Genomic DNA, 23,138 nt, shown 5'->3' with positions numbered 1-23,138 from the left:
CAGGAGTGCTTCCGGGAGCGGCGACGGGGTGCGCATCGCCGCATCCCAGCAGAGGACGCGCGCGGCATGCCGCCGGATCACGGCCGGCTGTGGACAGCCCGCCTGGCGGTCCGGCTGTGGACGGCTGTGGACAGCGGCCGAGCACGAGGTTCCGTGCGGTCCAGCATGAGGTTACGGTCGCAGACCGCCGGATTTCGACCGCAACCTCGTGCTCGGCACCACAGGGGCCCCGGAGGCACCCCAGGAAGCCGTCAGTCCTTCGCGTCCCGCTCCGCCATCTTCGCGAGCATCTCGTTGTACTCATCCATCTCGACGTCGCCGACCTGGTCGACGCGCCGGTCGCGCCGCCTGGCCTCGCGGTCGTCGGACCTCGACCACATGATCGCCACGATGATCGCGAGCGAGAGGGTCGGCAGCTCGCCGATCCCCCACGCCACGCCACCGCCGCGCTGCTGGTCGGCGATCGCCGTGATCCCCCAGTCGTGGCCGAGCAGCCCGAACCACTCGGGCACCAGGAGCGCCGTCCCGGTCGTGAGCGCGACCCCGAAGAACGCGTGGAACGCCATGGTCGCGAACAGCAGGAGCAGCCGCTGGGGCCAGCCGGGCCGGTGCGGCCCGGGGTCGATCCCGATGAGCGCGTTCGCGAACAGGTACCCGGCGAGCGTGAAGTGCAGCAGCATCGCGAGGTGCCCGACGTACGTCGTGAGCGCGAGCTCGAACGCCGGCGTGTAGTAGAAGACGATCATCGAGCCCGCGAAGTTCACGGCCGCGACGACGGGGTTCGCGAAGAACTGCCCCCACTTCGAGGTCACGAGCGCGAGCACCCACTCGCGGGGCCCACGGGAGCCGTCCTTGCGCACGGGCACGGCGCGCACGAGCAGCGTCACGGGCGCGGCGAGCACCAGGAAGATCGGCACGACCATCGCGAGCACCATGTGCTGGACCATGTGCGCGCTGAACAGCACGTGCCCGTACATCGCGGGGCCGCCGTTGGTGACCCAGAACAGGATGACGATGCCGATGCACCACGAGATCGTGCGGCCCACGGGCCACTTGTCGCCCCGCCGGGCGAGGCGTCGGACCCAGCGCAGGTAGACGACGAGCGCCGCGACGCACGCGAACGCGGGCAGCAGGTCCCAGCGCCACTCGGTGAACCATCGGCCCAGGTCCGGCTCGGGGGGCAGCGGGTGTCCCGTGACGAGCTCGGCAGGGGTCGGGAGCGCGATGGGCTCGTCCGGGATGGGAGGGGCGGTCGAGCCGAGCGCGACGGCCACGCCGGACACGGCTCCCATGACGAGCAGCTCGACCGCGACGAGCCGCCAGAACAGCCAGGTCGCGGCCTTCTCGGCCGCGGGTGCCACGGCCGTCCGCGCAGAGGCCGTCCCCTTCTTCTGCCCGACGGCGGAGCCGCCCGCCGTCGTCGGGTCGCCCGAGGTGGTGGTCGCCCGGGCGGAGGCCGCGGCCGAGGTGTCCTCGTCGGCGGCCGTGCCCTTCGTCCTCCCCGCAGGGCGAGCCTCGTCGGACGCGCCGGCACGGGTCCCGCCGCGGGCGGAGGCCGGGCCGGCCCCCTGGAGCCGTCGCACGACGAGCTCGCGGTGCGCGAAACCGAGCGCCCCGAGCACGACCATGAGCCCGACCTTGGCGAGGATCAGGACGCCGTAGTCGGTGCTGAGCCCGTCGAGGCCGCCGACCCGGATCCAGGCGTTCGCGACGCCCGAGACCGCGACCGCGACGAACGACCAGCCCGCGATCGAGGAGTAGCGCGAGACCGCGGACGCGAAGGACGTCCGGTCGAGCCCTCCGCGCAGCCGCACGATCGCCAGGACCCCGAGCCCGCCGATCCACAGGGCCGCGCCGCCGAGGTGCAGGAACATCGAGGAGATCGCCAGCTCGTGGCTCGCAGCGCCGGCCGTGTGGCCCGTGTTGGCCTGGAACGCGAGGGCCGAGATCGCGAGGAGAGCGGTCCAGAGAGCACCCGTCGGGGTGCGGACGGCGAGCGCGCACGCCGAGGTGAGCGCCGCGATGATGACGACGCCGAGCAGGCTGCGCCCGAGCGAGATCTGGGTCACGAACGCGGCGATCTGGTCGCCGAACCCGATGCTCGAGACGGGCATGCTCGACAGGACCGAGTAGCGCAGCACGGTCTGCACGACGGTCAGCACGGCCCACGTGGCCGACGCCGCCCCGGCGACCCCGAGCGCCCGGCGCAGGGGCACGCCCGCGGGCAGCACGCAGGCCGCGAGCACGAGCGAGCCGATCGTGAGCGAGATCGCGAGCTCGGTGAGGACCGTGGAGACGGGCAGGCCCCAGCGCGAGATCGCCCCGGGGTCGGCGAACCCCGTGAGCGCCTCGAAGGCTCCGGAGAACGCTCCGGCGGCCAGGACCGCGAGGATCGCGACGACGACCGCAGCCGGCCCCGCCGCCACCAGCCACCAGGGGTTGCGCGGGGAGTCGACGACGTCCCGGCCGGGGGTGCGCGCGGCCCGGTCGGGCGCGGTTCCTGGGGTGCTGCGGGGGGCGGTAGCGGTCACCGGTCCAGGGTAGGCGGCGTGCGGCGGATCGTGGTATTCCCGCCGGCGCCCCGGTGGGGACCTCGCACCATGCACTTCCTGTGAAGAACCCCGTCGCCCGTCAGGGTCCGCTGGCATACTGGGCCGGGTTCGCACGGCGTCCCCCTCCGGGGCCGGGCCCGTGACCACGTCCCCAGCACGACCCGAGCACACGCGAAGGACCTCACCATGGCCACAGGTCACGGCAGCATCTCCACGACCGACCTGGACCGTGCGGGTCACCTGCTCAAGCGCGTCGAGCAGGTCTTCGACCAGCGCGTCGTCGGGCAGGAAGCCCTGCGCACGGCCCTGATCAGCTCGCTCCTCGCGGGCGGCCACATCCTGCTGGAGTCCGTCCCCGGCCTCGCCAAGACCACGGCCGCGCAGACCCTCGCGTCGGCGATCAACGGCTCGTTCCGGCGCATCCAGTGCACGCCGGACCTCATGCCCAACGACATCGTGGGCACCCAGATCTACAACTACGCGACCGGGTCGTTCACCACCCAGCTCGGGCCCGTGCACGCGAACCTGGTCCTGCTCGACGAGATCAACAGGTCGAGCGCCAAGACGCAGTCGGCGATGCTCGAGGCCATGCAGGAGAAGCAGACGTCGATCGGCGGCGAGAACTTCCCGCTGCCCTCGCCGTTCATGGTCCTCGCGACGCAGAACCCCATCGAGGAGGAGGGCACCTACGTGCTGCCCGAGGCCCAGATGGACCGCTTCCTCATGAAGGAGGTGCTGACGTACCCGGCCCCGCAGCAGGAGCTGGAGATCCTCGACCGCATCTCGACGGGCCGCATGACGGCGCCCATCACGGCCGAGCCCATCAGCATCGACGACGTGGTGTTCCTCCAGCGCCTGGTCGACGACGTGTACGTCGACGAGTCGATCAAGCGCTACATCGTCGACCTCATCAACACGACGCGGCTGTCGGGTCCGCGCCCCGTCCCGGGCCTCGACCAGCACGTGCGCGTGGGCGCGAGCCCCCGTGGCGGCATCGCACTCATGCGCGTGGGTCAGGCCCTCGCGATCCAGGCGGGTCGCGCGTTCGTCATCCCGGACGACATCAAGGCCGTGCGCTACTCCGTGCTGCGCCACCGCCTGGTCCGCACGTTCGACGCGCTCGCGACCAACGTCCAGCCCGAGCAGCTCATCGACGCCGTGTTCGACGCGGTCCCCACCCCGTAGGGCGCGGTCCATGGCAGACGTGTCGCGACTGGCCCAGGTGCGGGCCAGGCTCGAGCTCCCGCTGGCCCGGCGGGCCTCGGGGCTGCTCGAGGGTCGGCACCGCTCCGTCCTCAAGGGGCACGGGCAGGACTTCGACGACCTCCACCTCTATGCGCCCGGCGAGGACGTGGGCGACATCGACTGGAAGTCGAGCGCCCGCGCGGGCATCCCCGTGGTGCGCCGGTTCGTGCGCGAGTCCAACGTCAACCTGGTCCTCGTCGTGGACACGGGCCGCAACATGGGCGCGACCGCGGCGAGCGGCGAGCCCAAGGCCGACGCGGTGAGCTTCTGCTGCGCGCTCGTGGCCTACCTCGCGCGCGACCGCGGCGACCGGGTCGCGCTCGTCGCGGCGGACGCCGGGCGCATCGTCCAGCTCCCGCCCCGCGCCAGCACGCAGGACCTCGAGCTCATGCTCCGCACGGTCGAGAAGCAGCTGAGCGTCGACGCGCCCGCGAGCGACCTGAACCGCGCGCTCGACCGGGCTCTCAACGCGTTCCAGCGGCGCTCGATCATGGTCGTCGTGACCGACGAGGCCCGCCCCGGTCCCGAGCACGAGCGCCTGCTGCGGCGCCTGCGCGTGCGCCACGAGGTCATGGTCGTCGCGGTCGCGGACCTGTCGCCCGTCGGGGTCCCCCTCGCCGTGGGCGGCCCGGCCACCGAGCACCGCGGCCTCGGGCAGGTCGCGGACGTCGACGGCACGCTCGACCTGCCGCCGTTCCTGCGGGGCCGCGTGGACGTCGCGGAGGGGGCGGCGCAGGCCGTGCGTGCTCGGCGCGAGTCGGTCGTGGCCCTGCTGCGCACCCTCCAGGTGGAGGCCGTGAGCGTGACCGGGACCGACGACGTCGTGCCCCGTTTCGTCGAGCTGCTGGGGAGGGCGAAGCGTGCCCGACGATGAGCTCTACGCCCCGGTCCTCTACAGCGGCTGGTGGGGGGCGCTCGGTGTCCTCCTGCTGCTGCTCGTGGTGGGCTGGATCGTGTTCGCCTTCCTCTCGACGCGTGCGTCGGCCGAGGAGAAGGCCCAGCCCCCTGCCCCGCGCCTGCCGACGGGACCGTACGACCCGTACGCGGGCCTGCGCACCGAGTTCGAGGCGCACCTCGACGCGGTCGAGCAGCGCTACCTCGCCGGCGAGCTCGACGAGCGCGGGCTCCACCTGGCGCTGTCCAAGGAGGTCCGCGGCTTCGCGTCGGGTCGCCTGGGCGTGGACGCCTCGGTGCTGACGCTGTCCGAGATCGAGCGCATGACGGGCACCCAGCACCTGACGCGCCTCATCGCGCGCTACTATCGCCCGTCGTTCGCGGAGTACGACGTCGACCCGCTGGCCGGCCTCGACGAGCACGGCGTCACGCCCACGGGCAGGGACTCGATCGACCGCGCCCGCACGGTGGTGAGGACGTGGTGACGCCTGCCGCCCTCGTGCCCGGGCCGCAGGGCGCCTCGATCCTGTGGCCCTGGCTGCTCGCCGGGGTCGTGGTCCTGGCCCTGGGCGCAGGGGCGACGGCCTGGTGGCTCGCGCGCCGCCGTCGGGCACGTGCCGAGGCCACGCAGGACGCCGACGGCGTCACGTGGGTCGCGAACTCGTCCTACCTCGCGCAGGTCCCCGCCTTCGCGGCGTGGGTACGCCGCTACCGGACGCTGCAGGTCGTGGGGCTCGTCGGGCTGCTCGTGGCGCTCGTCGGGGTCGGTGCGGTCGCGGCGCGGCCGGTCGAGACCGACGTGGTCGTGGACCGCCTGGGGACGCGGGACATCGTGCTGTGCCTCGACGTGTCGGGCTCCATGACCGCGTACGACGGCGAGATCCTCAAGGTGTACTCGGAGCTGGTGGACAACTTCGAGGGCGAGCGGATCGCGCTGTCGATCTTCAACTCGACGTCGCGCACCGTGTTCCCGCTCACGGACGACTACACCCTGGTCAAGGAGCAGCTCGCGGCGGGGGTCGCGGCGTTCGACAAGGACCCGAGCACGCTCGACTTCGCGCGCGAGGGCGACGAGAAGGACATCCTGGAGTACCTCACGTACACCGCGGGCACGCTCGCGAACGAGTCCGCCGCGAGCCTCATCGGGGACGGCCTGGCCAACTGCGCGCTGCAGTTCGACGAGGAGGCCACGGAGCGCTCGCGCTCGATCATCCTCGCGACCGACAACTACGTCGCGGGCGAGCCCATCTACACGCTCGAGCAGGCCGCGGCCCTGGTGGCCTCGCGCGACATCACGCTGCACGGGATCTACGGGGGCTCGGACCTGTACGCGGGCACGCCCGAGGAGGTCGAGTACCGCGACGTGGTCGAGGCCGGCGGCGGGCTCTACTTCCTCGCGGGTGACCCGCAGGCCGTCGAGGGCATGGTCGAGGACGTCGTGGCGCAGCAGGCGGTCGAGCTCGACGCGAGCCCCGAGGTGATCGTGACGGACCTGCCGACGCTCTGGTTCCTCGTGGGGACCGCGGGCGCCGCGCTCCTGCTCGTCGTGGCCTGGAGGTTGCGCGAATGACCCTCCACCCGTTGATCCCCCTGTGGGCGTGGGCCGTGGTGTTCGTGCCGCTGCTCGGGCTCGCCGTGTGGCAGCTCGTGGTCGCGCTGCGAGGCGCGTCGCGTGGCGCTGCCGGCCGCCAGGGCGCGCCCGCCGGCCCGCGGGGCGCGTGGGCCCGCCGGACCGCGCTCGTCGCGGTGCTCGCCGTGATCGGGCTCGGGCCCTCGGTCCCCGTGACGGACCGCGACACGTCGGTCGCGAACGTCGACATGTTCTTCGTGGTCGACCGCACGGGATCCATGGCCGCCGAGGACTTCGACGGCACGAACGAGCGCCTCGTGGGCGTGCGCCACGACATCGCGAGCCTCACAGGCGACATCCCGGGCGCCCGCTACTCGATCATCTCGTTCGACTCCCAGGCCAGCCGCCAGCTCCCGCTCACGACCGACGCACGCGCCATCACGTCCTGGGCCGACACGTTCAAGCGCGAGATCACGCTCTACTCGAAGGGGTCGCTCACCGACCGGCCGCTCGACGAGCTGCGCGAGGCCCTGCAGGGGGCCGCGGCCGAGCGCCCGTCGAACATGCGGCTCGTGTTCTTCCTGTCGGACGGCGAGCAGACCGCGGACGGCGAGCCCCGCTCGTACGAGGAGCTCGCACCGCTCGTCGACGGCGGCGCGGTGCTGGGCTACGGCACCGCGGAGGGCGGGCGCATGAAGGAGTACATGCCAGGCGAGGACCCGGCCACGGCCGAGTACATCGAGGACCCGTCGAAGGCGACGATCGACGAGTCGGGCGTGCCGGACGCCCTGTCGATCATCGACGAGGAGAACCTGCAGGCGATCGCCGAGCAGCTGGGGGTCCCGTACGTGCACCGTGAGACCACGAGCCCGACGGCCGAGCTCGTCGCAGGCGTCGACCCGCAGCAGGTCGCTGCGGACGGCAGGCGCCTCGTCACCGCCTACCGCCCGATCGTGTGGCCGTTCGCGCTCCTCGCGGCCGGCCTCCTCGGGATCGAGGCATGGTGCGCGGGCCGGTCCGCGGCCCGCCGGGTGGGGGTGCGCGCATGAGCGGCGACGGAGCGCCCCCGCAGCAGCCCCCGTGGGGCAGCTCGAACGGGACGGGTGGATCCCAGCAGCCCGCGCAGCCCGGAGGGCCTGTCGTGCCCTCGCAGCCGGCTCCGCCGTGGGGAGGCCCGTCGACGGTCCGCCCCGGCGCGCCCTACCCGCAGCCGCCCCGCGCGCAGCTGCCCGGCTCGCGCTCCCCCCAGGCGGCGGCGCTGCGCTCGAGGCGGCTGCGCCGTCGGGCACTCCTGCTCCTCCTGCCGATCCCGCTGCTGATCGCCGCGCTCGTGCTCGGCACCAAGCTCGCGTTCCTGCCCGTGATCGCCTCGATGGGCTCCGACCGCTACGACGCGGGCGACCACTCGGGCGCAGCCGACCTGTTCGACCTCCAGAAGACCATGAACGTCGTCGACCCGTGGAAGGCCTGGTTCAACACCGGGACAGCGCGACACCGGACCGGCGACGACTACACCGCGATCAGCGACCTCCACCGTGCCTACGACCTCGCCGAGGGCGAGGAACCCATGGTCCGCTGCCGGATCCAGATCAACCTGTCGATCGCCTACGAGACCTCCGGTGACTACGAGAAGATCACCGCGGACGACTACATGGCGCAGAAGAAGGCCCTCGAGGAGGCCCTCGCTGCTCGCGCCGCGGGCGAGGACTACGAGGCCAGCGTGATCGACCCCTACGGCGACGGCAACGAGCTCACGCCCGAGCAGGTCCAGGACGACGCCACGACCTGGTACTCGTTCGCCGAGCGCTCGTTCGCGACCGCCGAGCAGGTGCGCGGCTGGCCCCGGTGCGAGGACCAGTCGGAGCAGGAGAAGGAGCAGAACGAGCAGTCGGTCCAGCGCCTGCAGGACAAGCAGCAGCAGGCCAAGGACGCGCAGCCGCAGGAGCCCCAGGACCCGCAGGAGGGCGAGGAGCAGGAGCAGGAGCAGCCCGAGCCCGACCAGACCGAGGAGGAGCGGGCCGAGGCCGAGCGTCAGGAGAAGCTCCAGGAGCAGAACTCCGAGGCCCGGGACGACGAGGACCAGAGCCAGCAGGAGTACCGGAACTACTACGGGGGCGACGAGCCCGCGGGGGGCACGGGCGAGGAGCAGGGCGGCGGTGGCTCGGCCAAGAACTGGTGAGCTGCGGTCACCGCCGGTCGCGCCCGAGGCCTGACCTCGAGGTCGCACCTCGGGGGCGGACGCACGCGGCGTGCGCTCCCACCCCTCAGTCGTCGAGCCCGTCGACCAGCAGAGTGCGGGGACCGGGGCCCTCCTCGGCCAGCACGTCGTGCGGGTTGGCCAGGACGCACTTGCGCAGCGACAGGCACCCGCACCCGATGCAGTCGGTGAGGTGGTCGCGCAGGCGCACGAGCTGTTCGATCCGGGCGTCGAGGTCCGCGTGCCACATGCGCGAGAGTCGGCGCCAGTCCTTGGCGGTGGGCGTCCTGTTCTGCGGGAGCGTCCCCAGCGCCTCGCGGACCAGCGCGAGCGGGATCCCCACGCGCTGGGAGACCTTGATGAACGAGACGCGGCGCAGCGTCTCGCGCGGGTAGCGGCGCTGGTTGCCCGGGGTGCGGCGCGCGGTGAGCAGTCCCTCGCGCTCGTAGAAGTGCAGCGCCGACACCGTGACGCCGCTGCGGCGGGCGAGCTCGCCGACCGTGAGCTCGTCGTCGGGGTGGGGCCCCTCGTCAGGCATGATTGCTCCAGGCATTCGTCACTCCGTCCATCGACGGGTCGGATGCGCTTGACCTCGACAATGGTTGAGGTTCGAGACTAGTCGAAGCGCTCGACCGAGCGCACCTGTCGCGCGACGCCCCATCCGGCCGGCGCCCACCCCTGCGAGGAATCATGGAACCACTACGCCCCCTGGCGCCCGAGGCCGACGTCGCCGAGGCGATCGCTGACTCCCCCGCCTTCGGTTCCCCCGCGGCGGCCGCACCTCCGGACGAAACAGGTCCCGACGCCCACGGCCCGACCGGCGGTGGCCCGACCGGCGGCGGCCTGTCCCCCGCGACCCAGCGCACGGTCATGATCGGCATGGTCGCTCTCGTGCTGCTCGGCGCGTTCGAGGCCCTGGCCGTCGCGACCGCGATGCCGACCGTCGCGCAGGCCCTCGACGGCCTGACGCTCTACGCGGTCGCGTTCGCGGGGTCGATCGCCGCGAGCGTCGTCGGGATGGTCGCCGCGGGCCGCTGGTGCGACCGGTTCGGCCCGAGCCCGTCGCTGTGGGCCGGCGTCGGGCTCTTCCTCGCCGGCCTGGTCGTCGCAGGGCTCGCCCCGACCATGGAGGTCTTCGTCGCGGGGCGGGTGGTGCAGGGGCTCGGCACCGGGATGTACATCGTCGCGCTGTACGTGCTCGTCGCCCGGGTGTTCCCCGAGGACCGGCGCCCGTCGGTGTTCGCAGCCTTCGCCGCCGCGTGGGTCGTGCCCTCGATCGTCGGCCCGGCGGTCGCGGGGCTCGTCGTCGAGCACGTCGGGTGGCGATGGGTCTTCCTCGCCGTGCCGTTCCTCGCGGTCCCGGCCGTGCTCATGATGCGCCCCGGCCTGCGCGCCGTCGTGCAGGACCGCCGCGCGACGGACGCGGCGGACGCCGCCGACCGCGGCGGGAACACAGCCCTGTGGTGGGCCGTGGCCGCGGCCGTGGGCATCGGCCTGCTGCACTTCGCAGGCCAGCAGGAGGGCGTGCTGCTGTACGCCGCGCTCGCGGTCGCGCTCGGCCTGGTCGTGGTGAGCGTGCCGCACCTGCTCCCGCGCGGCACGGTGCGCGCGGCGCGCGGGCTGCCCTCGGTGATCGCGATCCGCGGCCTCGTCGCGGCAGCCTTCACGGGCACCGAGGTCCTGCTGCCGCTGCTCCTCTCGCACGAGCGCGGCCTCTCCCCCGCGCAGGCAGGCGGGGTCCTGACGTTCGGCGCGATCGGCTGGTCGGTCGGCGCGTGGCTGCGCGGGAAGGCTCACTGGGGATGGCCGCACTCGCGCTTCGTCCTCGTCGGGTCGTTCCTCATCGCGGGCGGGATCGCGGGCACCGCGCTCCTCGCGTGGCCCTCCGTGCCCCCGATCCTCGGCATGCTCTCGTGGACCGTCGCGGGCCTGGGGATGGGCATGGTCCACCCGACGCTCTCGGTGCTCACGCTCGCCCTGTCGCCCGAGGACCAGCAGGGCGCCAACAGCTCGGCGCTCCAGGTCTCGGACGCGCTGTCCGCGGCGATCGCGCTCGCGGTGACCGGGTCGATGCTCTGGGCCCTGCACGACGCGTTCGGCCTCCTGGCCTACGTCATCTGCTTCGGCGTGACGGTCGTGATCGCGCTGCTCGCGGCGTTCGTCGCGCCGAGGACCCGGGTCCCGGCCTGAGCCGCGGCGCCGCCCGGGCTGCGGCCCGGGCGGTGCGGTCCGGGCGGTGCGGTCCGCCTAGCGACCCGGCAGCGCCGCGACGCCCTCGGCGTAGCGGTCGAGCACGATCGCGGTCAGACGAGCGTCGGGGGCGAGCGGGGCCGTGACGACGTCCGCGCCGGCCTCGAGCAGGCGGTCGTGGAAGAAACCGGGGGCCAGCAGGTAGGCGGCGATGACCACGCGGGGAGGCGCGTCCTCACCGCCCGACGGCGCCGCGCCGGCCGCGTCGGCGCCTCCGCCCGGGGCGGTGGTGGCCTCGCCCGGGACCGCGGCCCCGCCGAGCGCCTCGCGTGCCGCCGCGACCGCGTCACGCACCGACGGGGTCGCCATGGCGCCGAACCCGACCGTGACCGGTCCGTCGTGGTGCGCACGCAGGTGCTCGGCGACGGCCTCGACGTCGCGCGCGGCCCCCGACCTGCTCGACCCGGCGGCCGCGAGCACGACCGCGTCGTGCGGACGCGTCCCGGCCGCGGCGAGGCGGTCCGCGAGGATCTGCGCGAGGCGCGGATCGGGGCCGAGCGCGCGGGCCGCGGTCGCCGCACCGTGCTCGGGACCTCGTCCCTCGTGCTCGGGCGAGACGGCCTCGGTGATGTCGACGTTCACGTGGAAGCCCGTGGAGAGCAGCAGAGGGACGACCACGGCCTGCCCGCCCGGCCCCTCGCCCGGGGCGCGCGGTCCGACCGCGTGCGTGACGACGTCGGCCACCTCGGGCTGCTGGACGTCGACGAACGCCTCCCGGACGTCCAGGTCGGGGCGCGTCGCACGGACGTCGTCGAGCAGCGCACGGATCGCGGCCTGGCCGGCGACGTCGTTGGTCCCGTGCGAGCAGCCGACGAGCACGGGTGCGGCTGCTGCGTCTGCAGCGCCCGCTGCGCCCGACGACGGGCTCCCCTCGGTCTCGCCGGAAGGGAACCCCAGGATCTCCGTGCTCATGCCAGCTCCAGTCGATAGCCACGTTTGACGACGGTCTTGACGAGGGCGCGCTCGCCCACGGCCTCGCGCAGCCGGGCCACGGCGACCTCCGCGGCGTGCGGGTCGCGCGAGTCGCCGGGCAGCGCCGCGAGGACCTGGTCGCGGGTCACGATCTCCCCGGCCCGCGACGCGAGCAGGCGCAGGACCTCGAGCCCGCTGGGCGAGAGCGGGAGCACGCGACCGTCGAGCACCGCGACGCGCGAGCGGATCTGCAGGATGCCCGCGACGGTCACGAGCGCGAGGGTCTCGGCGTGCTCGTAGTGACCGACGAGCGTGCGGACCAGCGCGCCGAGGCGCCCGCGGTCCGGCTGGAGGGTCGCGATCCCGCGGTGCGCGAGGGGGCGGGCCGTGATGGGTCCGACGGCCGCGGCGATCATGCTGCCGCTCGCGAACCGTGCGACGACCGCGTCGCCGACGCCCTCCGACTCCGCGGCCGCGAGCCACGCCTCGGCGCCCGGGGCCGAGGTGAAGACGACGGCGTCGATCTCGCCGCCCGCCGCGGCGTGGACCGAGGCCCGGAGCGCCGCTTCGTCGGGCGGCGGGCCCCAGCGGTAGACGATGAGGCTCGCGACGTCCGCGCCCGCCTGCGCGAAGACCGTGTCCAGGCCGTCGGCCCCCGCACCGTGGTGCTGGACGGCGATGCGCAGCCCGTCGACGCCCTCGCCGAGCAGGACGTCGGCGATCTCTCCCGACGTCTCCGACTCCGCGACCCAGTCCGCCTGGAGGCCGGCGGCCTGGATCGCGCCGCGCGCCTTGGGTCCGCGGGCGACCAGGCGTGCCCCGCCCATGACGGCCAGGAGCTCGTCGGCCAGCCCGTGGGCGTCGGCCGCCTCGATCCAGCCACGGAACCCGATGCCCGTGGTGACGACAACGACGTCCGGCGGGTGGGCGATCAGGTCGCGCGTGCCCGCGAGGAGCGCCTCGTCGTCCTCGTTGGGCACCATGCTCAGGGCGGGCGCGTGGCGCACCTCGGCCCCCCGGCGGACCAGGGCCGCGGCGAGCTCGGCCGAGCGCCGGTCGGCCGTGACGAGAACCGTGCAGCCGGCCATGACCTGGCCGAGCGCGGGACGCTGCGCTGCGGCGGCGGGGACCGCCGACCCCTGGACCGCTCCCGTCACAGGGCCATCTCCGGGACGAGGGCGGGGACCAGCAGGTCCGCGGCGGCCACGTCCCCCACGACCACGACCGCCGGGGCGCGCACCCCGACCTGGGCCGCGCGCTCGACGAGCGTCCCGAGCGTGGCGCGCGTGACCCGCTGGTGCTCCGTGGAACCCGACTCGACGACGGCGACGGGCGTGCCGACGTCGGCCCCGGCGGTGACCGCCTGGTCCGTGATCTCGCTCAGCATCGACACTCCCATGAGGATCACCAGGGTAGCCGTGCGATCGCGGACCGCGGCCAGCGCGCCCACGTCCAGACCGCCGTGGCCGTTGACCACGAGGAACGCACCGACCGTCCCGCGGTGCGTGAGGGGGATGCCCGCGAGCGCCGGGACGGACAGGGCGCTGCTCACGCCCGGCACGACCTCGACCGGGACCCCCGCGGCGCGGCAGGCCAGGACCTCCTCCCCGCCGCGGCCGTACACGAACGGGTCGCCGCCCTTGAGCCGCACGACCGTGCGGCCGCGCTGCGCCTGCTCGACGAGGATCGCGTTGATCTCGTGCTGCGGCACGGGGTGGTGGCCCGGGGTCTTGCCGACGTCGATGACCTCGACGCTCGCGGGGAGGTCGTCGAGGACCTGGAGGGGGCCCAGGCGGTCGACCACGACGACGTCGGCGGTCATGAGCGCACGGTAGCCACGGAGGGTGAGCAGGTCGGTCGCTCCGGGCCCCCCACCCACGAGGGTCACCGATCCGTTGTCAGAACGTGGCCGGGGTATGGCCCGGAGTGCTTCTGACACCTTGTCCGGCACCGCGGGGCAGAGAGCCGGTGACCGGGCGGTCAGCACGCGGTCCCGTCCGCAGCGGGCACGCCCACGTGCACGACGCCGGCACGCACCTCGACGGGCCACGTCACCAGGTCCGGTCCCGCCGCGAGCACCGGGAGGAACCCCACGGGGTCGAGGCACACCCCGGTCTCGAGCGCGAAGACCTGCTTGTACATCGGCGACGCGACGGTCGGGACGCCCCCGCGCGTGCCCACGATCCCGCGCGACATGACGTTGGCCCCGCTGAACGGGTCGAGCTGCTGGACCGCGAGCACCCGCCCGTCGGTCAGCCGGAAGAGCGCGACCTGCTGCCCGCCGACGAGCGCCGCGGCGCCGCGCTCGACCGCGAGGTCCGAGGCCCGGCAGACGGCCTCCCAGCCCGTCCCGCCCGCGCCTCGTGCCCCCGGCTCCGCCACCACGGCCTCGGAACCCCACGTGCTCGTGCTCATCTGCGTACCTCCAGAGTCGTCCCGGCGATCAGAACCCCACCCGTCGCAGCGCCCTCGCGCTCGGCGGTCGTGGCCGGTCGCGGCTGACCGCGCTCGGCGACGTACGCGAGGTCGGGGTCGGCCGTCGCGGGCGCGTTGACGAAGGAACCGAACCGCCGGAGCTTCTCGGGGTCCTCCAGGACGGCGCGCCACTCGTCCTCGTACGCGTCGACGTGACCCGCCATCGCGGCGTCGAGGTCCGCGGCGATCCCCAGGGAGTCCTCGAGGATCACGGCGCGGATCCCGTCGAGGCCGCCCTCGACCTCGTCGACCCACACCGACGTGCGCTGCAGGCGGTCCGCGGTGCGGATGTAGTACATGAGGAAACGGTCGATCGTGCGGATCATCGTCGCGTCGTCGAGATCCTCCGCGAGGAGCCTCGCGTGCTTGGGCGTGAAGCCGCCGTTGCCACCCACGTACACGTTCCAGCCCTTGTCGGTCGCGATCACGCCGACGTCCTTGCCGCGGGCCTCGGCGCACTCGCGCGCGCACCCCGAGACCCCGAGCTTGATCTTGTGCGGCGAGCGCAGCCCGCGGTACCGCAGCTCGAGCTCGACCGCCATGCCCACCGAGTCCTGCACGCCGAACCGGCACCACGTCGACCCGACGCACGACTTCACGGTCCGCAGCGACTTGCCGTACGCCTGGCCCGACTCGAAGCCGTGCTCGACGAGCCGGCGCCAGATCAGCGGGAGCTGCTCGATCCGCGCACCGAACATGTCGATCCGCTGGCCGCCCGTGATCTTGGTGTAGAGCCCGAAGTCCTTCGCGACCTGCCCGATCACGAGCAGCCCCTCGGGCGTGATCTCCCCGCCGGGGATGCGCGGGACCACCGAGTAGGTGCCGTCCTTCTGCATGTTCGCCATGACGTGGTCGTTGGTGTCCTGGAGCGCGGCCTGCTCTCCCGACAGGATGTGACCGTTGCCCAGCGACGCCAGGATCGACGCGATGACCGGCTTGCAGATGTCGCAACCACGGCCGGGCCCCGCGGCCGGGAGCCCGGCCTGGGCTACGCCGTCGGGCGTCTCCGGCACGCCGGCAGGAACGCGACCGAACCGCGCGATGATCTCGCTGAACGTGTGCAGGTCCGCGACGCGGACCGCATCGAAGAGCTGCGCCCGCGAGAGCTCGAAGTGCTCGCACAGCGCGTTCGAGACCTCGATGCCGGCCTTCTCGAGCTCGGTCGTCGTGATCTTCTTGACGAGCGGGAGGCACGAGCCGCAGCTCGTGCCGGCCTTGGTGCACGACTTGACCGCGGCGACGTCGGTGCACGCGTGCTCGGTCACGGCCGAGCGGATCGTGCCCGCCGTGACGTTGTTGCACGAGCAGACGGTCGCGTCGTCGGGCAGCTCGAGCCCCGCCGCGCCGCCCCCCGACGAGCCCTCGGGCAGCAGGAACGCCCCGGGGTCGCCCGGCAGCTCGCGCCCGACCATGGGACGCAGCGACGCGTACGGCGTCGCGTCGCCCACGAACACGCCGCCCAGGAGGGTCCGTGCGTCGTCGGACAGGACGAGCTTCTTGTAGACGCCCGCGACCGGGTCCGCGTAGACGAGCTCCATGGCGCCCTCGGTGCGCGCGAACGCGTCGCCGAAGCTCGCGACGTCCACGCCGCGCAGCTTGAGCTTGGTCGCGGTGTCCGCACCGGGGAACGTCGCCTCGCCGCCCAGCAGCCGGTCCACGACGACCTCGGCCATCGCGTACCCCGGGGCCACGAGCCCCAGGCACCTGCCCTCGATGCACGCGACCTCGCCGACCGCCCACACGTGCGGGTCCGGCGTCCGGCACGACAGGTCGACGACCGCGCCACCGCGCTCACCGACCGGCAGGCCCGCGTCCCGGGCCAGGTTGTCGCGCGGCCGGACGCCCGTCGCCATGACGACCACGTCGACGTCGAGCCGCCCGCCGTCCACGAAATCGAGGCGGCCCACGTGACCCGTGGTGCGCGCGGGCCGCATCTCCTTGGTCGCGGTGCTCACGCGCACCGCGATGCCCATGTCGTTGATGAGGCGACCGAGCGCCTGCCCGCCGCCCAGGTCGATCTGGGCGTCCATGAGGTGCGTCCCGAACTGGATGACGGTCGCCTGGGCGCCGAGCGCCTTGAGCGCTCCCGCGGCCTCGAGCCCCAGGAGCCCGCCGCCGATGACGGCGCCGCGCACCGGGCGGTCGTACGACGACCCGGCCCGCTCCTCGCGCTTGGCCTCGACCCACCCGCGCAAGGCCGCGACGTCGTCGATCGTGCGGTACACGAACACGCCCGGCAGCTCGTTGCCCGGGATCGGCGGCCGCGCCGCGTCCGAGCCCGTCGCGAGCACGAGCTCGTCGTAGTCGTGGACCCGGCCCAGGCGGTCGGTGACCTGACGCGCCTCGCGGTCGATCGAGTCGACGCGGCAGTCGCGGACCAGGCGCACGAGCGGGTCGTCCCACAGCGTGGGGTCCCCGAGGTTGAGCTCCTCGGGGTCGCGCGCCGAGAAGTAGGAAGTGAGCGCGACGCGGTCGTAGGGGTAGCGGGGTTCCTCGGCGAAGACGGTGACCCGCCACTCGCCGGCGGTGTCACGCGCACGCAGCGCCTCGACGAGGCGCTGGGCGACCATGCCGCCGCCGACGATCACGAGATGGCGGGAAGAGCTCGATGGTGTGGTCACGGGGGCTCCTGGGGGGTGCGGTCCGGGTGTCCGGGAAGCAGCTGCTGCTCCGGACACTAGAGACGCGCGGTTTCCACGCCGCACCCTCCCCTTTGCCCCTCCGTAACGTTCTTCTCACGCGCACGGCGGGGTGCGCGTGAGAAGAGGGATCGTCGATCCGGAGGGGCGCCGGCACGGCGCTGAACCGTCGCCCGCCCAGGTCAGCCGTGGACCGGCACGGGCTCGGGGGCCCGTCCGCCCGCAGGCGGCGTGGCGGACGCCGTCCCCGGCTGCTCGGGGTCGGCCTTGCGGAGCCAGTCCGCGAGCCCGCACACGACGTCCTTGCAGCCGCCGCACCCGGTCGTCGCGCGCGTCGCGCGCGCGATGTCCGTGGTGCTGCGGGCTCCCTCGCGCCAGCTCGCGACGATGTCGCCCTTGGTCACGCCGTTGCAGCTGCAGACCGTGGTCCGGTCGGGCATGTGCGTGGGGTCCGACGCCGGAGCGGCGGCCTGCGCGACGGGTTGCAGCAGGAGGTGGGCCGGGTCCGCGGGCACGGGGACCCGGCGCGTGTAGGTCGCGGTGAGGTCGGCACCGATCTGCGGGGCGCCGACCACGGTCGCCCCGACGAGGAACCCGCCCGCGACGACGACCTCGACGTGCCGCCCCGCGTCGGGGTCGGTCAGGCGGAGCGTCCGGTGGCTCGGGTCGTGGGCACGCCGCGCGCCGCACACGCCCATCGCGACGACGTCGAGCCCCGCGGCCTTGAGGCGCACCACGTCGGTCGGGGCGGCGGGGGGCGTCCTCGCCGGTGCGACCGCGAAGCCCACCGGTGGGTCGACCGACAGGGCGGCCGGCGAGTCGGCCGGGAGAGCGGATGAGGCCCCGGTCATCACCCCCTCGCCACGAGATGCGGCCAACGGGGGTGCTGGGAGGCTGCCGACCCCCGTTGGCCGCATCTCGAGCTGCTCGTCCCCGGGGCTCCTCCCACCCTGCTCGACGCCTAGCGCGATCCGCAGTGCCATGCTGGGCCGCTCGTCGTCGGTGAAGCGGACGTGGGTTCGTGCTGCGGCCCCCGAGGTGTCAGAACCTGGCCGGGGTAGAGCCCGGCGAGGTTCTGACAGCACGCGCAGGGCGAGCAGTGCCGCGAGCCGCCGCGACTGCTCCCACCCCTGCGCGATGAGCCCCGTCCCGCCCTCGGGCGGCTGCGCGCAGTCCCCGATCGCGTACACGTCGGGGTCGTCGGGGCTCGCCAGCCCGTGCCCGACGACGACGCCCCGGTCCACCGTCAGGCCCGCGGTCCGGGCGAGGGTCGCCTCGGGCACGGTCCCGCAGGCCAGCACGAGCAGGTCGGTCGGAATCTCGTCGGCGTCGGGCACGAGCACGACGCCCGCGACCACCGCACCCCGGCCGCCCACGCCGCGCACCACGACCTCGCGCGTCCGCACCCCGGTGCGGACCTCGATCCCGAGCTCGGCGAGCGTGCGCGAGGCCGCGAGGCCCGCGTCGGGGCCGAGCTGGCGGTCCATGGGGCTCGCCCCGCCGTGGACCACGGTCACCGCGAGCCCACGTCGGGCCAGGCCGCACGCGACCTCGAGCCCCAGGACGCCCGCACCGATCACGACGGCGCGGCGTGCGTTGGAGGTCGCGGCGACGATCTCGCACGCGTCGTCGAGCGTGCGCAGCGCGTGGACCCCGGCGGGGAGCGTCCCGCCGGGCCCCGACCCGAGCCCCGGCACGTCCGGGACCCGCGCGGACGAGCCGGTCGCGAGCACCACGGCGTCGTACGGGAACGCTCCGTCGCTCGTGAGCACGGCGCGCGAGGAGCGGTCGATCGCGATCGCGGGCGCGCCGCGGTGGACCTCGGCGCGCTCGTCGCCCGTCGAGGGCAGGGTCAGCGCGCCGATGTCGGCCCGGCCCGCGACGACCTCGCTCAGCAGGACGCGGTTGTACGGGTCGTACTCCTCGTCGCCGAGCACCGTGACGCGCAGGGGCCGGGCGCGGTGCTCCTGGTCCGGGCCGGCCGTGGCCAGGAGGTCGGCGGCGAACCGCGACCCGACCATGCCGTTGCCCACCACGACGACCCGGAACGGCGCCGCGGCGCCAGGGCCGTCGTCAGGGGCCTCGCCTCCGTGCGCCCGTCCCCCGGGCAGGTTGTCAGAACCAGGCCGGGCCATGGCCCGGCCTGGTTCTGACAGCTCAGCAGCGGCGTCGGTCATACGACCACCTCCTCGGAGAACTCGTGGCCCCGGCCGCGGGCCGGCGCCGCAGCCGCGCCGGGCGCCACTCCTGCGGCCGCGCCGGGCGGCCTGCCCGGCGCAGGGTCCGACGGCAGGTCCCCGGCCGGGTCCGGCGCGACCGCGACAGCGCAGACCTTGAACTCGGGCATCCCGGAGACCGGGTCGGTCGCGTCGGTCGTGATCCGGTTGACGCTCCCGGCCCCGCTCCAGTGGAACGGCATGAAGACCGTGTCGGGACGGATCTTGTCGCTCCAGCGCGCGGGCGCCCGGACCTCGCCCCGGGCCGAGGTGAGCCGCACCGGGTCCCCGTCCTGGATGCCGAGGCGGAAGCCGAGGATCGGGTGCATCTCGACGAACGGGCCGGGCACGATCCGGTCGAGCTCGGCCACGCGGCGCGTCTGCGCGCCCGACTGGTAGTGCTGCAGCACGCGGCCCGTCACCAGGTAGACGGGAGCGTCGGGGCGGACGTCGTCGCTGGGCCCGACGTGGTCGACCGCGACCATGAGCGCCCGGCCGTCGGGGGTGTGGAAGCGGTCGAGGAACAGTCGCGGGGTGCCGGGGTGCGTCCCTCGCCCGGCCGGGTTGTCAGAAGCTCCCCGGTCCCCAGCCCGGCCTGGTTCTGACAACCGAGCGGGCACGGCCGGCACGGGCCAGAACAGTCCCGGCCCACCCGCGGCCTCGTCGGCGTCGAGCCGCGCGTGGCTGAGCCCCGAGTAGTCCGCGACGCCGCCCGCCGAGGCCCGGGCCAGCTCGTCGAACACCTCGGCCGGGTCGAGCGGGAACGGCACGGTCGAGCCCAGGCGGCGCGCGAGCTCGGCGAAGACCCACAGCTCGGACCGCACGCCGGTAGGCGGCGTCACGGCCTGCCTGCGGCGGATCACGCGCCCCTCGAGCGAGGTCATGGTCCCCTCCTCCTCGGCCCACTGCGTCACGGGCAGCACGACGTCGGCGCGCAGCGCGGTCTCGGAAGGCACCAGGTCGCACACCACGAGCAGGTCCAGGGCGTCGAGGCGCTCGGCGACCCGGGTCGCGTCCGGGGCGCTGACCAGCACGTTCGACCCGTGCACGAGCAGCGCGCGCGGCCCTCCCGGCGTCCCGAGCGAGCGCAGCAGCTCGACCGCAGGCTTGCCCGGCCCGGGCAGCGAGGCGGGGTCCACGCCCCACACCGCGGCGACGTGGGCGCGCGCGGCCGGGTCGTCGATCTTGCGGTAGCCGGGGAGCTGGTCGGCCTTCTGTCCGTGCTCCCGGCCCCCCTGCCCGTTGCCCTGCCCCGTGATCGCGCCGTACCCGGAGCCGGTCCGGCCGGGCAGCCCGAGCGCGAGCGCCAGGTCGATCGCGGCCGTGACGGTCGCGGTCCCCTGGGTCGACTGCTCGACGCCGCGCCCCGTCAGGACGTACGCGCCGCGCCCCCCGCGCACGGGCGAGGCCGCGGCGAGCAGCCGTGCGACCCGGCGGAGCTCGTCGGCCGCGATCCCGCACACGGTCTCGGCGCGCTCGGGCCACCAGGCCGCGACCGCGCGGCGCACGTCGTCGACCCCGGACACGCGCGCGGCGAGGTACTCCTCGTCCGCGAGCCCCTCGGCCCACACGACGTGCAGGAGCGCGAGCAGCACCACGAGGTCGGTGCCGGGGACGGGCTGCAGGTGGACGCCCTGGGGTGCCGCGTCCACCGCACCGCCGGGCGCCCCCGCGCCCGTGAGCGCGGCCGTGGCCGACCGTCGCGGGTCCACGACCACGAGCCCGCCGCGCGAGCGCACACCCGCGAGGTGCTGGACCGAGGGCGGCATGGTCTCGGCCAGGTTCGAGCCGAGCAGCAGCACCGCGTCGGCCCCCGCGAGGTCCGCGAGCGGGAACGGCAGGCCACGGTCGGCACCGAACGCGCGATTGGCACCGGCCGCGGCGCTCGCCATGCAGAAGCGCCCGTTGTAGTCGATGTTCGCGGTCCGCAGGACCGTCCGTGCGAGCTTGCCCAGCGCGTACGCCTTCTCGTTGGTGAGTCCCCCGCCGCCGAAGACCGCGACCGCGTCGCGCCCCGACGCGGCCTGGATCTCCGTGATGCCGCGGGCGACCCGTCCGAGCGCCTCGTCCCACGTCGCGGGCCGCAGCCCGCCGCGGGTCACGGCCCCCGCCGCGTCGACCGTGCGGTCGCGCACGAGCGGGACCGTGAGCCGGTCGTGCGCGGTGAGCAGGCTCGCGCTGGTCCAGCCCTTCTGGCACAGCCCGCCCTTGTTGGTGGGGAACTCTCGCGGTGCGACGACCACGCGGGGCGAGGCTCCGGCGTCGGGCCCACGGTCCTGCGCGGGCGCGAGCGACATGCCGCACTGCAGCGCGCAGTAGGGGCAGTGCGTGTCCGTCGCGATGCCCGACGGCGCCGCGCGCCCGGGGCGGGCGGCGGCAGCCCGGGCGCCGGCCGGGCCTGCGACGGGGACCGCGGCGGGGTGGACGACCATGCTCAGATCCCGGCCGCGGCCATGCGCGCACCCCGGCGCTGGTACACGGCCCACGTGACCACGGCCATGACCGCGTACACGCCGATGAAGATCCACAGGGCCGGCACGAGCGACCCGGCCAGGTCGTTCGAGATCGCGAAGCCGCGCGGGATGAGGAACCCGCCGAACGCCCCGATGGCTCCCGCGATGCCGATGCAGCCCGCGGCCGCCTTGCGGATCCGGGTGCGGTGGGCCGCGCGCTCGTCGTCGGGCAGGGTCTGTGCGGCGAGCTCCCCCGAGGCCGCGAAGACCGCGGGGATCATGCGGTAGGTCGCCCCGTTGCCGATGCCGGTCGCGACGAACAGCAGCAGGAAGGACCCGAAGAACAGCCCGAAGCTGTGCGACTCGAGGGCCTGGATCGCTCCGAAGGCCCCGAGCGCCATGACGCCGAACGCCACGATCGTCACGCGCGCCCCGCCGACCCTGTCGGCGATCGTCCCGCCCAGCGGCCGGGACACCGAGCCCACGAGCGCGCCGAGGAACGCGATCGAGAGCGTGACCTCGGGGAACTGGTTCTTGAGCAGCGTGGGGAACGCACCCGAGTAGCCGATGAACGACCCGAACGTCCCGATGTAGAGGAACGAGATGATCCACGTGTGCCGGTTGCGGGTCGCGGCGGCGAACGAGCGGAAGTCGGCCTTGGCGTGCGTCAGGTTGTCCATGTACCGCCACGCGAGGAACGCCGCGAGCAGGATGAACGGGATCATCATGAGCCCTGCCCGTTCGAGCGCGATGCCCGCGCCGGCGACGATCACGAGCGGCACCGCGAACTGGACCGCGGCCGTCCCGAGGTTGCCACCCGCGGCGTTGAGCCCGAGCGCCCTGCCCTTCTCCTTCTCCGGGTAGAAGAAGGAGATGTTCGCCATCGAGGACGCGAAGTTGCCGCCGCCGACGCCCGCGAGCGCCGCGACGAGCAGCATCACGCCGAACGGCGTCTCGGGGTTCTGCACGACGACCGCGAGCGAGACCGTGGGCACCAGGAGCAGGAGCGCGGACACGACGGTCCAGGTGCGCCCGCCGAACAGCGGGACCGCGAACGTGTACGGGATGCGCAGGGTCGCGCCCACGAGGCTGGGGACCGCGATGAGCCAGAACTGCTGGTCCACGGTGAAGGTGAAGCCGGCCGCGCCGAGCTGCGGCACGACGATCGACCACAGGGCCCACACCGCGAACCCGAGGAACTCGGCGAAGACCGAGATCCACAGGTTGCGGGTGGCGACCTTGCGGCCGCCGTCGCGCCAGAACGTGGGGTCCTCGGGGTCCCAGTGGTCGATCCAGCGCCCGCGACGGTGCGGGGCGCTCTGCGGTGCGGCGCCCGGTGCGGTCTCGGTCCGCACGCCCGTGCCCGACGACGCAGCGCCCGTCGGGCGCGCGGGCGCGGGCTGGTCGGTGGGGTGGTCGGTCGTGGTCGTGGCCTGCGAGGGGGGACCTGCGGGGACGGACATGGCGCCTCCTGGAGCGGGGACCTGGCGCGTCGAGCGGCGCTCGACCAGTACCCGCGACGGTAGGAAACGCGTGTTTCCCGGGGGCGAGCCGACCGTTTCCCGTCCGTAAGGCTTTGCGCACAGCCGCCCCCGGGTGATTGTGAGAGGCCGCGCCGCCCGTCGGTCGGCGCCGTGGCGGGGGCGGGTCGCAGGGTTCTGCGGCAGAAGCCCTCAGGTGTCCGGAGCGTGCCTCCGAGACACGGGCAGGAGTCCGGCGTTTCATCCTGTCCCGT

17 protein-coding genes are annotated in these 23,138 nt (G+C 74.2%); 7 read left to right on the top strand and 10 right to left on the bottom strand.

Annotated elements, in window-relative coordinates; all coding sequences use genetic code 11:
• Positions 1-251 precede the first annotated feature (251 nt).
• Positions 252-2,531: a cytochrome c oxidase assembly protein gene (locus ASE27_RS00590; protein WP_056644608.1), complete on the bottom strand. Its 2,280-nt coding sequence runs from the start codon at positions 2,529-2,531 to the stop codon at positions 252-254.
• Between the two features lie 207 nt (positions 2,532-2,738).
• On the opposite strand from ASE27_RS00590, the gene ASE27_RS00585 reads away from it, so the two are divergent.
• The 6 genes from ASE27_RS00585 to ASE27_RS20045 are packed head-to-tail and all read left to right on the top strand — an operon-like array spanning position 2,739 to position 8,440.
• Positions 2,739-3,737, top strand: a complete 999-nt coding sequence (locus ASE27_RS00585) for a MoxR family ATPase (RefSeq protein WP_056644605.1) — start codon at positions 2,739-2,741, stop codon at positions 3,735-3,737.
• A gap of 10 nt (positions 3,738-3,747) precedes the next feature.
• Positions 3,748-4,671, top strand: coding sequence for a DUF58 domain-containing protein (locus tag ASE27_RS00580; RefSeq protein WP_056644602.1), 924 nt, complete (start codon positions 3,748-3,750; stop codon positions 4,669-4,671).
• Positions 4,658-5,176, top strand: coding sequence for a hypothetical protein (locus ASE27_RS00575; RefSeq protein ID WP_056644599.1), 519 nt, complete (start codon positions 4,658-4,660; stop codon positions 5,174-5,176). The genes ASE27_RS00580 and ASE27_RS00575 overlap by 14 nt, the downstream gene beginning before the upstream one ends.
• The gene (locus tag ASE27_RS00570) at positions 5,170-6,261 is read left to right on the top strand and encodes a VWA domain-containing protein (RefSeq protein ID WP_157257325.1); all 1,092 of its coding nucleotides are present in this window, start codon (positions 5,170-5,172) and stop codon (positions 6,259-6,261) included. Before ASE27_RS00575 ends, ASE27_RS00570 begins: the two co-directional genes overlap by 7 nt.
• Complete coding sequence (locus ASE27_RS00565; protein WP_056644593.1) at positions 6,258-7,310, top strand: VWA domain-containing protein; 1,053 nt, start codon at positions 6,258-6,260, stop codon at positions 7,308-7,310. The genes ASE27_RS00570 and ASE27_RS00565 overlap by 4 nt, the downstream gene beginning before the upstream one ends.
• Positions 7,307-8,440, top strand: coding sequence for a M48 family metallopeptidase (locus tag ASE27_RS20045; protein ID WP_157257324.1), 1,134 nt, complete (start codon positions 7,307-7,309; stop codon positions 8,438-8,440). Before ASE27_RS00565 ends, ASE27_RS20045 begins: the two co-directional genes overlap by 4 nt.
• A gap of 85 nt (positions 8,441-8,525) precedes the next feature.
• On the opposite strand, the gene soxR is transcribed toward ASE27_RS20045, so the two are convergent.
• Positions 8,526-8,996: a redox-sensitive transcriptional activator SoxR gene (soxR, locus tag ASE27_RS00555; protein WP_056644581.1), complete on the bottom strand. Its 471-nt coding sequence runs from the start codon at positions 8,994-8,996 to the stop codon at positions 8,526-8,528.
• Between the two features lie 152 nt (positions 8,997-9,148).
• Here soxR and ASE27_RS00550 point away from each other — a divergent pair, with 152 nt between their 5' ends.
• Entirely contained in the window at positions 9,149-10,648 is a 1,500-nt protein-coding gene (locus ASE27_RS00550) for an MFS transporter (protein ID WP_200955865.1), read from the top strand.
• A 57-nt stretch (positions 10,649-10,705) separates the two neighbouring features.
• Here the strand turns inward: ASE27_RS00550 and ASE27_RS00545 are convergent, their stop codons facing one another.
• The 8 genes from ASE27_RS00545 to ASE27_RS00510 form a co-directional block, all read right to left on the bottom strand.
• A complete protein-coding gene (locus ASE27_RS00545; protein WP_082608355.1) occupies positions 10,706-11,620 on the bottom strand; it encodes a sirohydrochlorin chelatase in 915 nt (304 codons plus the stop codon).
• A complete protein-coding gene (locus ASE27_RS00540) occupies positions 11,617-12,708 on the bottom strand; it encodes a uroporphyrinogen-III synthase (protein WP_056646456.1) in 1,092 nt (363 codons plus the stop codon). Before ASE27_RS00540 ends, ASE27_RS00545 begins: the two co-directional genes overlap by 4 nt.
• A 65-nt stretch (positions 12,709-12,773) precedes the next feature.
• Positions 12,774-13,508, bottom strand: a complete 735-nt coding sequence (gene cobA, locus ASE27_RS00535) for a uroporphyrinogen-III C-methyltransferase (protein ID WP_056644578.1) — start codon at positions 13,506-13,508, stop codon at positions 12,774-12,776.
• A 92-nt stretch (positions 13,509-13,600) separates the two neighbouring features.
• Positions 13,601-14,035, bottom strand: a complete 435-nt coding sequence (nirD, locus tag ASE27_RS00530; RefSeq protein ID WP_082608353.1) for a nitrite reductase small subunit NirD — start codon at positions 14,033-14,035, stop codon at positions 13,601-13,603.
• On the bottom strand, positions 14,032-16,665 hold the full coding sequence (gene nirB / locus ASE27_RS00525; RefSeq protein WP_056646452.1) for a nitrite reductase large subunit NirB: 2,634 nt from the start codon (positions 16,663-16,665) through the stop codon (positions 14,032-14,034). The genes nirD and nirB overlap by 4 nt, the downstream gene beginning before the upstream one ends.
• A 251-nt stretch (positions 16,666-16,916) precedes the next feature.
• The gene (locus tag ASE27_RS00520; protein WP_235535314.1) at positions 16,917-18,911 is read right to left on the bottom strand and encodes an FAD-dependent oxidoreductase; all 1,995 of its coding nucleotides are present in this window, start codon (positions 18,909-18,911) and stop codon (positions 16,917-16,919) included.
• On the bottom strand, positions 18,908-21,382 hold the full coding sequence (locus tag ASE27_RS00515) for a molybdopterin oxidoreductase family protein (RefSeq protein WP_082608350.1): 2,475 nt from the start codon (positions 21,380-21,382) through the stop codon (positions 18,908-18,910). The genes ASE27_RS00520 and ASE27_RS00515 overlap by 4 nt, the downstream gene beginning before the upstream one ends.
• Positions 21,383-21,384: 2 nt before the next feature.
• Positions 21,385-22,866, bottom strand: coding sequence for an MFS transporter (locus ASE27_RS00510; protein WP_082608349.1), 1,482 nt, complete (start codon positions 22,864-22,866; stop codon positions 21,385-21,387).
• Positions 22,867-23,138 lie beyond the last annotated feature (272 nt).

It is taken from the genome of Oerskovia sp. Root918, assembly GCF_001428945.1.
Classification (GTDB): domain Bacteria; phylum Actinomycetota; class Actinomycetes; order Actinomycetales; family Cellulomonadaceae; genus Oerskovia; species Oerskovia enterophila.
This window is presented reverse-complemented; position numbering and strand designations above follow the sequence as displayed.

Bases quoted from the DNA above. Each gene is read 5' to 3' on its own strand.
- ASE27_RS00585 (WP_056644605.1), top strand. From the start codon at position 2,739: ATGGCCACAGGTCACGGCAGCATCTCCACGACCGACCTGGACCGTGCG.
- ASE27_RS00580 (WP_056644602.1), top strand. From the start codon at position 3,748: ATGGCAGACGTGTCGCGACTGGCCCAGGTGCGGGCCAGGCTCGAGCTC.
- ASE27_RS00565 (WP_056644593.1), top strand. From the start codon at position 6,258: ATGACCCTCCACCCGTTGATCCCCCTGTGGGCGTGGGCCGTGGTGTTC.
- ASE27_RS20045 (WP_157257324.1), top strand. From the start codon at position 7,307: ATGAGCGGCGACGGAGCGCCCCCGCAGCAGCCCCCGTGGGGCAGCTCG.
- soxR (WP_056644581.1), bottom strand. From the start codon at position 8,996: ATGCCTGACGAGGGGCCCCACCCCGACGACGAGCTCACGGTCGGCGAG.
- ASE27_RS00550 (WP_200955865.1), top strand. From the start codon at position 9,149: ATGGAACCACTACGCCCCCTGGCGCCCGAGGCCGACGTCGCCGAGGCG.
- ASE27_RS00545 (WP_082608355.1), bottom strand. From the start codon at position 11,620: ATGAGCACGGAGATCCTGGGGTTCCCTTCCGGCGAGACCGAGGGGAGC.
- ASE27_RS00540 (WP_056646456.1), bottom strand. From the start codon at position 12,708: ATGGCCGGCTGCACGGTTCTCGTCACGGCCGACCGGCGCTCGGCCGAG.
- nirD (WP_082608353.1), bottom strand. From the start codon at position 14,035: ATGAGCACGAGCACGTGGGGTTCCGAGGCCGTGGTGGCGGAGCCGGGG.
- nirB (WP_056646452.1), bottom strand. From the start codon at position 16,665: ATGGTCGCCCAGCGCCTCGTCGAGGCGCTGCGTGCGCGTGACACCGCC.
- ASE27_RS00520 (WP_235535314.1), bottom strand. From the start codon at position 18,911: ATGACCGACGCCGCTGCTGAGCTGTCAGAACCAGGCCGGGCCATGGCC.
- ASE27_RS00515 (WP_082608350.1), bottom strand. From the start codon at position 21,382: ATGGTCGTCCACCCCGCCGCGGTCCCCGTCGCAGGCCCGGCCGGCGCC.
- ASE27_RS00510 (WP_082608349.1), bottom strand. From the start codon at position 22,866: ATGTCCGTCCCCGCAGGTCCCCCCTCGCAGGCCACGACCACGACCGAC.